This window comes from Hoeflea sp. IMCC20628, from assembly GCF_001011155.1.
Taxonomy (GTDB): Bacteria; Pseudomonadota; Alphaproteobacteria; order Rhizobiales; family Rhizobiaceae; genus Hoeflea.
Genome location: NZ_CP011479.1, coordinates 540,617 through 554,277, shown reverse-complemented (window position 1 = coordinate 554,277; position 13,661 = coordinate 540,617). Strand labels below are relative to the sequence as shown.

Annotated in this window: 14 protein-coding genes; 9 read left to right on the top strand and 5 right to left on the bottom strand. The window is 60.1% G+C overall.

The genetic code is table 11. The annotated features are described in order from the left end of the window. Window position 1 precedes the first annotated feature (1 nt). From IMCC20628_RS02615 to uxaC, 5 genes are all read right to left on the bottom strand, one after another. The gene (locus IMCC20628_RS02615; protein ID WP_047028908.1) at window positions 2-328 is read right to left on the bottom strand and encodes a cupin domain-containing protein; all 327 of its coding nucleotides are present in this window, start codon (window positions 326-328) and stop codon (window positions 2-4) included. Window positions 329-337: 9 nt separating this feature from the next. Continuing rightward, window positions 338-1,618: a TRAP transporter large permease gene (locus IMCC20628_RS02610; RefSeq protein WP_047028907.1), complete on the bottom strand. Its 1,281-nt coding sequence runs from the start codon at window positions 1,616-1,618 to the stop codon at window positions 338-340. A gap of 4 nt (window positions 1,619-1,622) precedes the next feature. Further along, window positions 1,623-2,132, bottom strand: a complete 510-nt coding sequence (locus tag IMCC20628_RS02605; protein ID WP_156174631.1) for a TRAP transporter small permease — start codon at window positions 2,130-2,132, stop codon at window positions 1,623-1,625. Between the two features lie 72 nt (window positions 2,133-2,204). Then, window positions 2,205-3,185 carry a TRAP transporter substrate-binding protein gene (locus IMCC20628_RS02600; RefSeq protein WP_245307864.1) on the bottom strand — a complete coding sequence of 327 codons (981 nt, stop codon included), beginning with the start codon at window positions 3,183-3,185 and terminating at the stop codon, window positions 2,205-2,207. Window positions 3,186-3,211: 26 nt separating this feature from the next. Beyond that, the gene (gene uxaC, locus IMCC20628_RS02595) at window positions 3,212-4,612 is read right to left on the bottom strand and encodes a glucuronate isomerase (RefSeq protein ID WP_245307863.1); all 1,401 of its coding nucleotides are present in this window, start codon (window positions 4,610-4,612) and stop codon (window positions 3,212-3,214) included. Between the two features lie 96 nt (window positions 4,613-4,708). Here uxaC and IMCC20628_RS02590 point away from each other — a divergent pair, with 96 nt between their 5' ends. The 9 genes from IMCC20628_RS02590 to IMCC20628_RS02550 all read left to right on the top strand — a co-directional run bounded on the left by IMCC20628_RS02590 (window position 4,709) and on the right by IMCC20628_RS02550 (window position 13,600). Further along, entirely contained in the window at window positions 4,709-5,413 is a 705-nt protein-coding gene (locus tag IMCC20628_RS02590; protein ID WP_047028904.1) for a GntR family transcriptional regulator, read from the top strand. Then, window positions 5,410-6,306, top strand: a complete 897-nt coding sequence (locus IMCC20628_RS02585) for a sugar kinase (RefSeq protein WP_047028903.1) — start codon at window positions 5,410-5,412, stop codon at window positions 6,304-6,306. Before IMCC20628_RS02590 ends, IMCC20628_RS02585 begins: the two co-directional genes overlap by 4 nt. A gap of 626 nt (window positions 6,307-6,932) precedes the next feature. Next, on the top strand, window positions 6,933-8,102 hold the full coding sequence (locus IMCC20628_RS02580) for a substrate-binding domain-containing protein (RefSeq protein ID WP_047028902.1): 1,170 nt from the start codon (window positions 6,933-6,935) through the stop codon (window positions 8,100-8,102). Window positions 8,103-8,157: 55 nt separating this feature from the next. After that, entirely contained in the window at window positions 8,158-8,904 is a 747-nt protein-coding gene (locus IMCC20628_RS02575) for an ATP-binding cassette domain-containing protein (RefSeq protein ID WP_047028901.1), read from the top strand. Continuing rightward, window positions 8,901-9,641: an ATP-binding cassette domain-containing protein gene (locus tag IMCC20628_RS02570; protein WP_047028900.1), complete on the top strand. Its 741-nt coding sequence runs from the start codon at window positions 8,901-8,903 to the stop codon at window positions 9,639-9,641. The genes IMCC20628_RS02575 and IMCC20628_RS02570 overlap by 4 nt, the downstream gene beginning before the upstream one ends. Continuing rightward, window positions 9,638-10,627 carry an ABC transporter permease gene (locus tag IMCC20628_RS02565; protein ID WP_245307862.1) on the top strand — a complete coding sequence of 330 codons (990 nt, stop codon included), beginning with the start codon at window positions 9,638-9,640 and terminating at the stop codon, window positions 10,625-10,627. Before IMCC20628_RS02570 ends, IMCC20628_RS02565 begins: the two co-directional genes overlap by 4 nt. Then, window positions 10,624-11,592 (top strand): ABC transporter permease, encoded by a 969-nt coding sequence (locus IMCC20628_RS02560; RefSeq protein WP_047028899.1) that lies wholly within the window; start codon window positions 10,624-10,626, stop codon window positions 11,590-11,592. Before IMCC20628_RS02565 ends, IMCC20628_RS02560 begins: the two co-directional genes overlap by 4 nt. 2 nt (window positions 11,593-11,594) lie before the next feature. After that, window positions 11,595-12,698: a lactonase family protein gene (locus tag IMCC20628_RS02555; RefSeq protein WP_047028898.1), complete on the top strand. Its 1,104-nt coding sequence runs from the start codon at window positions 11,595-11,597 to the stop codon at window positions 12,696-12,698. 101 nt (window positions 12,699-12,799) lie between these two features. After that, entirely contained in the window at window positions 12,800-13,600 is an 801-nt protein-coding gene (locus IMCC20628_RS02550; RefSeq protein WP_047028897.1) for an IclR family transcriptional regulator, read from the top strand. Window positions 13,601-13,661 lie beyond the last annotated feature (61 nt).

Here is a 13,661-nt window from a genome sequence, read left to right as displayed (position 1 = left end):
TTCAGGAGTTGAGCGTCAGAAAATCATCGCGCCGGGGCGTGAAGGTATCAATCAGGGTTCCGGGCTGCAGGCACTTGCAGCCGTGCACCGCATTTGACGGGATGACAAAGCTGTCGCCGGTGGCGACCTCGAATGTCTCGTCCGCCACGGTGAAGGAGAAGCGCCCGGACTCGACGTAGGTTGATTGCACATGCGGATGGTTGTGCAGCTTGCCTTCAGCACCCTCAGTCTGAAAACGGAAAGCAACCATCATCAGTTCCGGACTGTCACTCAACACCTGCCGGGTCACACCAGGATCGGCAGGCACTTCGGGAAATTTCTGTATCATGGGAAAACCTCAATGGAACTGGGCAGGCAGCCACAGGGACAGCTGCGGGATATAGGTGACGAGCATCAGCGTGGCAAAGGCTGCGCCATAGAAAGGCCAGATCGTGCGCATCGCCTGCCAGATCGGTATCCTGCCCACAGCGCATCCGACGAACAACACCGCCCCCACCGGTGGCGTACACAGGCCGATCCCCAGATTGAGGATCAGAATGACGCCGAAATGCACCGGATCGACGCCGAAGGCGACAGCCACGGGCAGGAAGATCGGCGTGGTGATGACAATCAACGGGGACATGTCCATGAACGTGCCGAGGAGCAGCAACACCAGGTTCATCAGCAACAAGATGATGATGGGATTGTCCGAAATTCCCTTGAGCATCAGCACCATCGAGGTCGGCACCCGGGTATAGGCCAGCAGCCAGCCAAATGCCCCGGCGCAACCGATCACCATCAGCACCATCGCGGTGGTCCGCACGGCGGCCATGGTGGCGGCGACGAAATCGAACCAGCTCAGTGAGCGATAGACAAAGAAGGTGACGAACATCGCATAGACGACGGCAATGTTGGAGGATTCCGACGCTGTGAAGATGCCCGAGCGAACACCGCCAAAAATGATGGCGACAAGGATCAGACCCGGCACGGCATTGCCGAACAGACCGAGCAGCGCCCGTCCGCCGGGGAACGGTTCTGTCGGATAGCCGCGGCTCTTGGCGACGAAATAGGCAGCCACCATCAGCGACAGCGCCAGAACGGCGCCGGGGATGATGCCGGCGGTGAACAGGTCGGCAATCGAAATCTTGCCGCCCGCCGAAATCGAATAGATGATCATGTTGTGCGATGGCGGGATCATCAGCGCGATGATCGAGCCGACGACGGTAATGTTGACGGCATAATCGACATCATAGCCGCGCTCCTTCATCTGCGGCACCATTAGGCCGCCGACAGCACTTGCGTCAGCCGCAGCCGACCCGGAGACGCCGCCGAACATCACGCTGGCCAGGATGTTGACCTGGCCCAGGCCGCCGCGGAGATGACCAACCAGGGCGCCGGCCAGCGCCACCAGCCGCCGGGCGATATCGCCGCGCACCATCAGGTCACCGGCGAAAATAAAGAACGGTATCGCCATCAGCGCGAACACCGAGACGCCGGAATTCATCCGCTGGAACACCACCACCGGCGGCAGGCCGAGATAGGCAATCGTTGCGAAGCTCGATACGCCGAGGCAGAAGGCGACCGGAGTGCCGATCAGCAGCAGCACCACGAAGGAGCCGAAAAGTATCCAAAGTTCCATCGTCTCAATCCTCCAGCTCGGTTTCGCCGAAGCGTGCCGTGGGCATGCCGGCCATGCGCCGCGCAATCCGTTCGATCGAGAACAGGACCACCAGCACGCCGCCGGCCACGATGGGCATGAAATCAAATGCCCCGGATATGCCGAGGCTTGGCAAGGTATTGGGAGCGGCGTTGATCGCCAGCTGGGTGCCATAGACCACCATGCCTGCGCCGAAACCGATCACAACAACATCAGAAACGGTGTGCAGCATCAGCTTCACCCGGTGCGGCACCACATGCAGCATGATGTCAAAGGAAAGGTGATAGCCTTCCCGGATGCCGACAGCCGCGCCGAGGAAAATGAACCAGCCCATGATCATCACGGATCCCGGCTCAGTCCATGAAATACTGTCATTGAGCACATAGCGCCAGAATACCTGGCAGGCGATCAGGACTGTCATCAGCACCAGACCAACTCCCGACACCCATAGCGCCACCCGTGCCATGACGCTGGTTACCCGCGCCACGTTCGTCATCTGGTTCTGCACGTCCCACTCCTCCAATGAAAAACGGCCCGCGGGAGATTATCCCGCGGGCCGGCACTCAGACTATTCGGTTGCCTGTATACGGGCGACCATGTCCTTGAGCTTGTCGGACGTGACATATTTCTCATAGACCGGCTTCATCGCTTCGATGAACGGGGTCTTGTCGATGTCGGTGATGATTTCACTGCCCGCGGCGCGGACCTTGTCTTCAGAAATCTTTTCCTGCGCAACCCAGAGGTCACGCATCACCGGAACCGAAGCCTTGGCGGCGGCACGAACGGCTGCCTGGTCTTCCGCGCTCAACTTGTCCCAGCTCTTCTTCGACATCACCAGAACTTCCGGCACGATCAAATGCTGGTCGAGCGTGTAGTACTTTGCCACTTCGTAATGTCCCGAAGTGTCATAGGACGGCCAGTTGTTTTCAGCACCGTCGATAACGCCGGTCTGGATCGACGAGTAGACTTCGCCGTAAGGCAGCGGTGTGGCGTTGGCGCCCAGCGCGCTGACCATGTCGACAAACATGTCGGACTGCATGACGCGGAACTTCATGCCCTTCAGGTCGGCCATCGATGTGATCGGCTTTTCCTTGTTGTAGAAGCTGCGCGAACCGCCGTCGTAGAACGCGAGGCCGATCAGGTCATGGGCTGCAAAGGCATCAAGAATTTCCTGACCGATCGGGCCATCCATCACCGTGTGCATGTGATCGACCGAACGGAAGATGTAAGGTAGCGACGGAATCTGCGTCTCTTCAATGATGTTGTTGAAGGGTCCAAGGCTCACCCGGTTCAGATCGATAGCGCCGAACTGGGTCTGTTCGATGGTATCCTTTTCCTCGCCCAATTGAGCCGAGTGATAGACTTCAACGCAAAGTCGGCCGCCTGTGCTCTCTTCGAGAGTCTTTCCCATCGCCTTGACGGCTTCAACGGTCGGATAGCCGTCCGGATGTGTGTCGGATGACTTGAGCGTGGTTTCGCAGGCATTGGCTGCCATCACCATGGCGGCGGTGGCCAGCAACATGCCGGTCAGTGTTTTCCTCAGTTTCATGTTCATTTTCCTCCCAGAAATGGCTCTCAGAGCCGATAAGCTTGCTTGGCAAGCCGATATGCGAGATCATTTGCGACCTCGTATGCATCCTCCTCAGAAAGCCGCCCGGTGGCGACCAACGTAGCGAGAAAGGCACAATCCACCCGTCGCGCCACATCGTGGCGCGCCGGGATCGAACAGAAGGCGCGGGTGTCGTCGTTGAAGCCCACGGTGTTGTAAAAGCCTGCGGTTTCCGTGGTCATTTCCCGGAACCGGCGCATGCCTTCAGGGCTGTCATGGAACCACCAGGCCGGACCCAGTTTCAGGGCCGGATAGGCGCCTGCGAGCGGCGCCAGTTCGCGGGCATAGCTGCTTTCGTCCAGCGTGAAGACAATGATCGAAAGATCCTTCTCCAGACCGACCGCATCCAGCAGCGGCTTCAGCGCCCGCACATAATCGGTCCGGGTGGGTATATCGAACCCCTTGTCGCGGCCGAAGGCGGCCATGATCGGATCCGAATGATTGCGGAAGCTGCCAGGATGGATCTGCAGCACGAGACCGTCCTCGAGACTCATGCGCGCCATTTCAGTCAGCATATGACCGCGGAACGCATCCGCCTCGTCCGCTGTACAGACCCCCTTGAGCGCCTTGCCAAAAAGGCCAGCCGCCTCAACCGGCGTCAGGTTTTCGGTCCGCGCGGTCGGATGACCATGATCCGAAGATGTTGCCCCAAATTCCTTGAAATAGGCCCGGCGGATCCGGTGGGCCTGAAGATAACCTTCCCAGTTCGAGGTATCCTCGCCTGTCAGCGCGCCAAATTGCGCGACATTGTCGGCAAAGCCAGTAAAATCCGGATCAACCACGGCATCGGGCCGGTAAGCCGTCACCACGCGCCCGGTCCAGTCGCTGTCCCTGATCATCCGATGCCAGCGCAGGTCATCGAGCGGGCTCTCGGTGGTTGCGATCACTTCGATGTTGAAGCGCTCGAACAACGCACGCGGGCGGAATTCAGGTTTTGCCAGACACGCCGCGATATGATCATAGCTTTGATCAGCGGTCTGTTTAGACAGTCGCTCGGTGAGACCGAACAAATCTTCAAAGGCATGATCCAGCCACATCCGCGAGGGTGTGCCGCGAAACAGGTGGTAGTTCTCCGCCAGAAGCCGCCAGATCGTGCGCCCGTCAGTTTCAGTCAGCCCACCATCGGCCCTCGGCACACCGAGGCTTTCGAGACTGATCCCCTGCGAGCACAGCATCCGGAACACGTAATGATCCGGTGTGACGAACAATTGCGCCGGATCGGTAAATGGCTGATTTTCGGCATACCAGCGCGGATCCGTGTGACCATGCGGGCTGATGATCGGCAAGTCTGCGACGGTCTGATAGAGTGCGCGCGCGATTCCCCGCGTTTGCGGGTCAACAGGAAACAATCTATCAGCGACCAACATTGCCAAAATACTCCTCCCCAGGAATTTGGATATGTCTTTCAATCAGACTAGAATTGTAATATGCTAGTATTCTTATCGAGTCAACGGAGTGCACATATGTCCGTACCATCCCCTTTGCGGGCCCTTGAACCACTCAACCGCCCTTCGGTCGCCGACACGGTGTTTGACGAATTGCACAGCCAGATCCTGCTGCTTGAATTGCCGCCGGGAACCAAGATGTCGGAGGCTGAGGTTGCCAAGGCACTGGGCGTGTCGCGCCAGCCCGTCAGGGATGCATTCTATCGCCTGTCGAAACTCGGCTTCCTGTCGATCCGGCCGCAACGCTCGACCATGGTCTCGCAGATTTCGTCAATCGGCGTGCTGCAGGCGCGCTTTGTCCGCAATGCGCTTGAAGCGGAAACCGTGCGCATCGCCTGCCGGGTGCTCACCGAAGACGACCACGCTGCCCTGGATGTGATCCTTGAAAAGCAACGGCAGGCGGTCGAAGACAAGGATCCGGTCAGCTTTCATGGCTTTGACGATCAGTTCCACAAGGAAATCTGTGAACGCGCCGGACTGAGCTTTGCCTGGGACATCATTCGCGAAAACAAGGCGCATATGGACAGGGTGCGTTTTCTCTCGCTGTCATTCGCCTCCCAGGACGCTTTCAATGACCACCTGAAAGTGATGGAGGCGATCCGCGCGCGCGACGAAGACAAGGCAATGCATCACATGCGCATCCACCTCTCACGCATCAAGGAGCAGATTGTGCGCATCAGAGCGGACCACCTTCGCTATTTCGCCGACGAGCCCGACACATGACGCAGCGGTTTCTTTCGATAGGCGAATGCATGGTCGAAATGGCGCCCACGGCCGACGGCGACTATAGCCTCGGCTTTGCCGGTGACACGCTCAACACGGCCTGGTATGCGCGGCAAATATTGAAGCCGGAATGGGAAGTTGCCTATCTCACTGCGGTCGGCGACGATGCGGTATCTGAGCGTATGACCGATTTTATCCGCGATGCCGGGATCGAGACAGAATTCGTTCAAAGACTGCCGGGTTGCACTGTCGGCCTCTACCTTATTCAGCTCGATAATGGCGAACGCAGTTTTGCCTACTGGCGCTCGGATTCAGCGGCCCGCAGACTGGCCAATGATCCTGCATTTCTGGAGGCTGCGCTTTCAACCGCCAGCCTGATCTACCTGTCCGGGATCACGCTGGCGATTTTGTCTCCGCAGAACCGTTCAACGCTGTTTGACGCCCTTGCAACAGCGCGCCGCAATGGCGCAACGATAGCGTTTGATCCCAATTTGCGGCTGCGCCTGTGGGACAGTCCAGAGACAACGCGGCAAACGGTAATGACTGCCGCAAGCGTCAGCGACATCCTGCTTCCCTCTTTCGAGGACGAGGCAACCTTCTTTGGCGACGCAACGCCGGGTGATACCGCCCGCCGCTATGCCGATGCCGGCGCGCCGCTGGTTGTGGTCAAGAATGGCGACGCAGACGTCTTGTCTCTCTCTGGCGGACAGACCAGCGGTTTCACCCCATCGAAGGTCGAAAATGTTGTTGACTCAACCGCCGCGGGAGACAGCTTCAATGCGGCATTTCTTGCGAGCTATCTGGACTGCTCCGATCTGAACACGGCAATTGCGGCCGGCTCAGCTCTGGCCGCCAAGGTCATCACAAGGCGTGGCGCGCTAGTCGAACTGTGATTGGCTGACGGCCTGAATGTTGCTCAGGCCGTCATCTTGCGCGCGCCCCAACTGACCACAGTCTTCGGACCTTCGCTTTTCGCGATGAAGCGGCGTTGGCAACCCTATCAATATTTTCGGAATGAAGCTGAGCAGTCTCAACACCAGAGCTGACTGCCACCCATAATAGCTCCGACGTCAGGCCAACAATCAGCATGCGCGCGAACGTCGCTGCCTCCGGCGAAGCAGCGTATGGATTTGAGTGTCATGAATGCCGTTTGACAGTCTGCAATAGCCAAGCTTGCAGTCCAGCTTCGTCGCAGCCGACGCCGCCTCAGAGTATCCACACTCAACCGCCGCTACAAGATGCCTGTTCTGCCTCCCCGGGCGCCATGCCGGTCTTCAGCGCACCAAAAACCAATTCAAAGCATCAAGATCTCAACTTCTGGACTTGCCAAATTCAATTGCATATGAAAATAATTATCATATACAAAAGCCACGATGCAGAAAAAGGGAGGATTTCCTGCATCAGGACGCGGGTCGCATGCGCGCCGCAAACCAACAATCACACCAAGCCATACCCATCCCCAATGTTTCCGGTCTTCGGCGACAGATCCGGGATGGCCAGATCAACCGGGAGAGAACTTATGTCCAAGATGAAGTACATTTTGCCGGCGCTGTTGCTTGCGAGCAGCACTGCTTTTGCCGATGAGGCGCTCTACAAGGATTTGCCGGGCGATCTTCCCGGTCTTTATCTCGGCGCATCCTCGGAAATTTTTCCGTCCGCCTATGATGATTTCAAGGTTGCCGATGGCGACTGGAAATGGTGCCATTCGGAATCCTATCAGGGCAATCCCTGGCGCGTCACCGTCACCAACGAGCTCAAGCGCCTGGTCGAGGGCCTGTCCGATGCCGGCATCAATGCCACTTTCGAGATCTCCGATTCCAATGGCGATGTCGGCCAGCAGATCAACCAGATCCGCACCTTCATCGACAGGAAATGCACTGTCATTACGTCCGTTGTCAGCTCGTCGACCGCGCTCAACGACGCCATCAAGGCAGCTTATGATGCGGGCATTCCCTTCATCACCGCCGCCGGAGCGGTGACAAGCCCCTATGCGATCAATGTCGATTCCAACTACTACCGTTGGGGCTATGACATGATTGAAGCCATCGCCAAGACCGCCGGTGAAGACGCCACCATCATGATGGTCGAAGGCCTCGCCGGTCACCCGATCGTGCTGCAGGAAAAGGCCGGTGCAGACGCAGCTTTGGCCGAACACCCCGGCATCAAGGTGGCCCGCACCGTCAACGGCAACTGGACTGCCAATGTGACCAAGAGCGTGCTGTTGCAGGCGCTGGCCACCTATCCCGGCCAGGTCGATGCGGTCTGGACCACGGGTTCGGAATCGCGCACCGTTGCCGAAGCCTTCAAGCAGGCCGGTCGCGATGCGCCGCTGATCACCGGCTCGATCACCGGCGATGCGCTGGGCTACTGGAACGAGAACAAGGACACCTACCGCTTCGAAGGCCATGGCGTGCTGCCGCACATGACGGCACAGACCCTGTTCCGCGCAGCCGTCCGGGTCCTGCAGGGCCAGGCGCCCAAGCTCAACACCCTGATGGTGCCGCTTCCGGTGATTTCCGGATCGGATCTGGCGGGCATGTATGAGAGCTGCATGACACCGGATGCCGTCTCGGTCTTCCCGGTTCCTGCCACCGACCCGCTGCCGGCCGATCAAATGGACGGGTATTTCAAGAACCCTGCTCCGGTTCCCGGCTGGGATTACGCAAAGTCTCCCAAGGCTTGCAACTGATGCCATCAATACCCCGGTCCGGCGCAAGCCGGGCCGGGCTTTGGGAATTCCGATCATGATCAAAGTTGAAGCCCTCTCCAAGTCCTATGGCGAAACCGTCGCGCTCCGCGATGTTTCGATAGACTTCAAACCCGGAACTGTTCATTGCGTTCTGGGTGAAAACGGCTCGGGCAAAAGCACGCTGGTCAAGATCCTCTCCGGCATTGTCACCCCCGACAGCGGTTCGATCCGGCTCGACGGACAACCGCTGCCACTGGGCCGCTTGCGTGACCTGCTCGATCTCGGCTTTGCCACCGTGTTCCAGGAAGTGCTGATTGCACCCGACCGGAGCGTCGCCGACAACATTATACTTGGCCTCGACGGTCCCTTCCGCCACCGCGCCAGCAAGGCTGAACGAACAGCGCTGATCGAGAGCGTGCTCGACACACTGGGCGCGCGCCAATTGCCGCTCGACCTTGAAGCCGGCAAATTGCCGCTTGCCGCCCAGCAGATCGTGGTGATAGCCCGCGCGCTGGCCCGCAACCCGAAAATTCTCATTCTCGACGAGGCCACCGCCGCACTCGACCATGGTGACCGCGAAGCCGTGTTTGCGGTGATGGAGCGCATGGCCGCAGAGGGCAAACTGGTGATCTTCATTTCCCATCGCATGGAGGAAGTCATGCGCCTGTCCGACGATGTGTCGATCCTGCGCAGTGGCATGCATGCCGGCTCGTTTTCCCGCGGCAGCTTCACCGCCGCCGATCTTCTGGCAAAAATGGCGCCGCCCGCGCGCGGTCTCGACGAAAAGGCCGCCGCGCAATGAACCAGACCTCGCTCGAAACCGCTGACCTGGTGCACACAGATGGCGCCTCACCGGTGACACTCAATTTCCCGGCCGGACAGATCATCTGCCTGGCCGGACTCGACGGCCATGGCCAGGAGAAGTTTCTCGAAACATTGGCAGGCTGGAACAGGCCGGTCTCCGGCGGCGTTTTCACGCCCGGTGCCAAGGGGGCCGAAAAGCTCCGCGGTGGCCGCCATGCCCACAGGCTCGGCGTCGCCTTCCTGCCCCGCGACCGGCGCGAGAACGGCATTTTCCCGAGCCAGTCGATCCTCGACAATTTCGCAATCAGCTCGTCTGCACGCGATTCATTCTTCGGGCTGATCAGCCAAAAGCAACGCGACCGGCGCTTTGCCCATTACCAGCAGCTGCTCGGCATCGTCACCGACAATCCGCGCAATCCGATCACCTCGCTGTCGGGCGGCAATCAGCAAAAGGTACTCGTTGCCCGGCTTCTGGCCAGCGAGCCGCGGGTGCTGCTGCTCAACGATCCGACCCGCGGCGTCGATGTGGCAACCCGCACCATGCTCTACCGGCTGTTTCGCGACCTCGCCGCCAAAGGCATGACCCTGGTGATCGTCTCGACCGAGATCGAGGAAGCCATCAACCTGGCTGACCGGGTCATCGTCTTCCGCGATAAGGACATCTCGGTGGAACTTTCCGGCGATGAAAAGACCAACGCACGCGTTCTGGCGGGCATGTTCGGAGAGGCCGCATGACCGTGTCGACCAACACCTTGCCGCGAGATGATCGACGTATGCTGCACCTGCGCAGCCTGCTCGGCCGCATCGGCTTTGGCGGCACCATCCTCATCGTCCTGCTGATCCTCAATATCTGGTTCAACCCGCAGCGCTTCATGCCCTCGGCCTGGGGCACGGTGATCGGACTGGCAGCCCCGCTGATTGGCGCAGCCCTCGCCTCCAGCCCGTCAATCCTGTCGGGCCGCGGCGGGTTGGATATTTCCATTGGACCGCTGATGGGCTTCATCAATGTCATCATCGTGGTCTTCGTCATGGGCGAGGCCGGGCTGACCGGACCGGTGCCGGTGATCGCCGCCAGTGTCGCCATCGGTGCGGCCTTCGGAGCCTTCAACGGCTTTCTCGTCACCATCATGCGCATCCAGCCCATCGTTGCCACACTGGGCACCTTCCTCATCCTCGGCGGCCTGACCACGACCCTGGTGCCCTCCCCCAGCGGCACCATTCCCGACTGGCTCCGAACCATGTCTGGCGGCTGGTCGATCCTGCCGCTTGCCGGCATCGGCCTCATCTGGTTTGGCCTGACGCGAATACCCTATATCGCGCTGCTGATGGCCTGCGGCAGCGACGATCGCGCCGCCTACACCGCTGGAGTCAATGTCACCTTGGTGCGGTTTCTCGCCTATGTGCTCGGCGGCGTCTTTGCCGGTTTTGCCGCCCTGTCGCTGACCGCGCTGATCGGCTCGGCAGATCCCAATATCGGCGCTAATTACACCCTGCTGGCAATCTCGGCCGTCGCACTCGGCGGCATCAGCCTGGCCGGTGGCCGAGGCGGACCGCTTCATGCCGTCACCGGGGCTGCGGCAATCTTTCTGCTGCAGAGCCTGCTGGTCTATTTCAACGTCTCCACCTTCATCCTGCAGATGGCCTACGGCACCATTCTGGTGATCGCCGTGTCGGCCACGCAGATCGAACAGTGGCTGTTTCCCAAAGGAGACCGGTCATGATGCAGACGGTCACGACCGCATTCAAACGCAACCGGCTCTATGGCGCGCTGCTGATGGTGGTGATCCTCCATCTGACCGGCATCGCCCTGATCGACGGATATGGCTCGATCTTCACCCTGCGTTCCATGCTGGTGCTCAGTGCGCTGCTCGCCGTCGCCTCCGTCGGCCAGACGCTGGTGATCATTCTTGGCGGCATCGATCTGTCGATCCCGTTCGTCGTCGGCGTAGCCAATGTCGTGGCCGCCCAACTTTACGGCGACGGCATGGATTTTGCGCTGGTCTTCGTCATCGTCTCGCTGCTCGCACTTGGCATCGGCGCGCTGAACGGTTTGATTTCCGCAGGCCTTGGCGTCCATCCGCTGATCGTCACGCTTGGCGTCGGCACCGTGGCGCTGGGCGCCGTGCAGCAATGGACCGGCGGCTTTCCCTCCGGCAGTGCGCCGCAATTCATCTCCGACTTTGTCTCGATCGGCGGCACGCTTGGCCCGCTGCCGTTTCCGGGACTGGTTCCCGCCGTGTTCGTGCTGATTGCACTGGTGGTTCTGGTGCTCAGGCGCACCACTTTCGGCCGCCAGCTCTATGCGCTGGGCAGCAATCCGAGTGCAGCGCGCTATGCGCTGATCCGCCCGGTCTTCACCTGGACCGTGACCTTTGCCATCAGCGGCTTTTTTGCAGCCCTCGCCGGCATCCTGCTGCTCGGCTTTTCCGGCTCGGCCTATGCCGGTGTTGGCGAGCCCTATCTGTTCCAGACCATCGCCGCCGTGGTGATTGGCGGCACGGCGCTGGTCGGCGGCAGCGGCTCCTATGTCGGTACGGCCATCGGCGCGGCGGTGCTGATCGAGGTCAACACATTGCTGATCGGCCTCGGCTTCAACCCCTCCGCCGTGCAGGCAGGCCTCGGGCTTGGCATTCTGGTTCTGGTCAGCCTTTATGGCCGTGAACGCACAGTGGCACAGGATATTTGACCATGACCGATCTTTTCGTCAGCGGCTGCAATCAACCCACCGGCTATTTCGCCACCTCGAACTCGCCGGGCATCTCGATCTTCCGGATTGATCCGGAACACAGCTCCGCAAATCTTCTGTCCAGCTTCGGAGACATCGAGAACCCGACCTTTGTGATTGCCAACAAGGCGGCAGACCGGCTTTACGCGAGCTGCGAAATGCCCTTATGGCCCGAAGGTGCCGTCACCGGCTTCGCGCTGTCGCCCGACCGCAAGACCATCACACAGCTTGGGCGCCAGTCCTCGGCCGGCTCCATCACCGCCCATCTCAGCCTCGACCGGACCGGACGCTTCGTTCTGGTCACCAATCATGGCTGGGACGAGGATCTCGGCGGCCGCGATCAGGCGCTGGCGATTGTCGCCGTGAACGCTGAAACCGGCGTCGGCGAGATTGCCGCCAGCGCCCGCCAGACCGGCACCGGCCCGCAATTGCCGCGCCAGGGCCGCTCGCATCCGCATGCAGCGCTGACAACCGCCGACAACCGGCATGTCATCGTCTCTGATCTCGGCGCCGACGCGCTGATGGTCTATCGCTTCGATGCTGAAACCGGAGCGATTGCTCTGGCGCACACCATTGCGCTCGAACCAGGCACTGGCCCGCGCCATCTCGCCTTCTCCCATGATGGCGCCTTTGTTCATGTCTGTGGCGAACTGGATTCTTCCATCACCAGCCTCAAAGTTGATCTCGAGACCGGCGCGCTGGAGATCGTCGGCAAATGCCGCACCATTCCCGCTGACTGTTCGATCCTCAACCACACGTCGGAAATCGCTCTCGCCCCGTCTGGCCGGCATCTCTACGTCGCCAATCGCGGCCACGATTCGATTGCACGCATCGCGATTGATCCGGAAACAGGTACGCCGCGGTTTATCGACCATGTGGCAAGTGGCGGGCAAACACCACGATACTTCGCCTGCGCGCCGAGCGGCGAGATAATGGCGGTCGCCAACCAGGACAGCGACCGGGTCAGCTTTTTTGCCATCGGCAAGGACGACGCCTTGAAGCCTCTCGATTTCCACCTCGACATCGGCACCCCGACATGTGTCGGCTTTTTGCCCGGAGGATCATGACATGAACAGCGTCATCGCCTCCGTCGGCCACAATCCGCCCATTTGCAAAGCCACCCGATTTCAGGCAAAGCCATGGCGTGGCTTGATCGGACGAGGATGGCATGAACAACACACCGGATTCAGATGACATGAAGAGCGGCAAATACACTGCACCCGCTCTCTCCAAGGGGCTCGACATTCTCGAGCTGCTGGCTTCCGATGCCGACGGCATGCGAAAGAGCGATATCGCCAAGGCGCTGGACCGCTCGATCAGCGAGATCTTCCGCATGCTGGCAGTGCTCACCGAGCGCGGCTATGTGTCATTCGAGCCCTCGACCGAACGCTATGCCCTGACCACAAAGCTGTTCGAGATTGCCCACCGTCATCCGCCGATCCGGCGCCTGTCCTCGGTCGCCATTGAAACCATGCGCAAGCTGGCGCAGGAGGTGAACCAGTCGATCCATCTGGCAATCCAGCATGGTGACGACATCCTGATCATCGCCCAGGTCGACGCGCCCGGCAACAATGTCACCAGCGTGCGGCTCGGCGCCCGTGTGCCGATGCTGCAGACCGCATCCGGCGCCATCCTGTTTGGCGCGCTCAGCCAAAGCGAGAGCAAGAAATTCCTGCAGCGCGCCAAGAATGGCGAGCCGGACATTCTCCAATCCTTCCTCAAGAATGTCGAGGCATTCGAGGAGCGCGGCTATTGCGAAAGCCCCTCGGCAGTGATCGAGGGGGTGTTCAACATCTCGGTCCCCTTGCGGGATTATTCCGGCGCCATCATCGCCGCGCTGACGATCCCGTTCATCACCCGGTTGCGGACGCCCCATTTCGTCTCGCGCGAAGACACCCGTGCAAGGCTGATCGAAGCCGGCCACGAAGTGACCGCCCTGCTCGGCGGCAACGCCTTCACCGAGAGCTGACCTGCAAACAATATATAAAATCCACTTTCGCTGATGAAATATTTCAGCTAGGCTGATTTCG

Coding starts and splice junctions, on each gene's coding strand:
- uxaC (WP_245307863.1), bottom strand. CDS start 4,612: ATGTTGGTCGCTGATAGATTGTTTCCTGTTGACCCGCAAACGCGGGGA.
- IMCC20628_RS02565 (WP_245307862.1), top strand. CDS start 9,638: ATGACCGTGTCGACCAACACCTTGCCGCGAGATGATCGACGTATGCTG.
- IMCC20628_RS02555 (WP_047028898.1), top strand. CDS start 11,595: ATGACCGATCTTTTCGTCAGCGGCTGCAATCAACCCACCGGCTATTTC.
- IMCC20628_RS02580 (WP_047028902.1), top strand. CDS start 6,933: ATGTCCAAGATGAAGTACATTTTGCCGGCGCTGTTGCTTGCGAGCAGC.
- IMCC20628_RS02600 (WP_245307864.1), bottom strand. CDS start 3,185: ATGAAACTGAGGAAAACACTGACCGGCATGTTGCTGGCCACCGCCGCC.
- IMCC20628_RS02585 (WP_047028903.1), top strand. CDS start 5,410: ATGACGCAGCGGTTTCTTTCGATAGGCGAATGCATGGTCGAAATGGCG.
- IMCC20628_RS02575 (WP_047028901.1), top strand. CDS start 8,158: ATGATCAAAGTTGAAGCCCTCTCCAAGTCCTATGGCGAAACCGTCGCG.
- IMCC20628_RS02615 (WP_047028908.1), bottom strand. CDS start 328: ATGATACAGAAATTTCCCGAAGTGCCTGCCGATCCTGGTGTGACCCGG.
- IMCC20628_RS02550 (WP_047028897.1), top strand. CDS start 12,800: ATGAACAACACACCGGATTCAGATGACATGAAGAGCGGCAAATACACT.
- IMCC20628_RS02570 (WP_047028900.1), top strand. CDS start 8,901: ATGAACCAGACCTCGCTCGAAACCGCTGACCTGGTGCACACAGATGGC.
- IMCC20628_RS02590 (WP_047028904.1), top strand. CDS start 4,709: ATGTCCGTACCATCCCCTTTGCGGGCCCTTGAACCACTCAACCGCCCT.
- IMCC20628_RS02610 (WP_047028907.1), bottom strand. CDS start 1,618: ATGGAACTTTGGATACTTTTCGGCTCCTTCGTGGTGCTGCTGCTGATC.
- IMCC20628_RS02605 (WP_156174631.1), bottom strand. CDS start 2,132: ATGACGAACGTGGCGCGGGTAACCAGCGTCATGGCACGGGTGGCGCTA.
- IMCC20628_RS02560 (WP_047028899.1), top strand. CDS start 10,624: ATGATGCAGACGGTCACGACCGCATTCAAACGCAACCGGCTCTATGGC.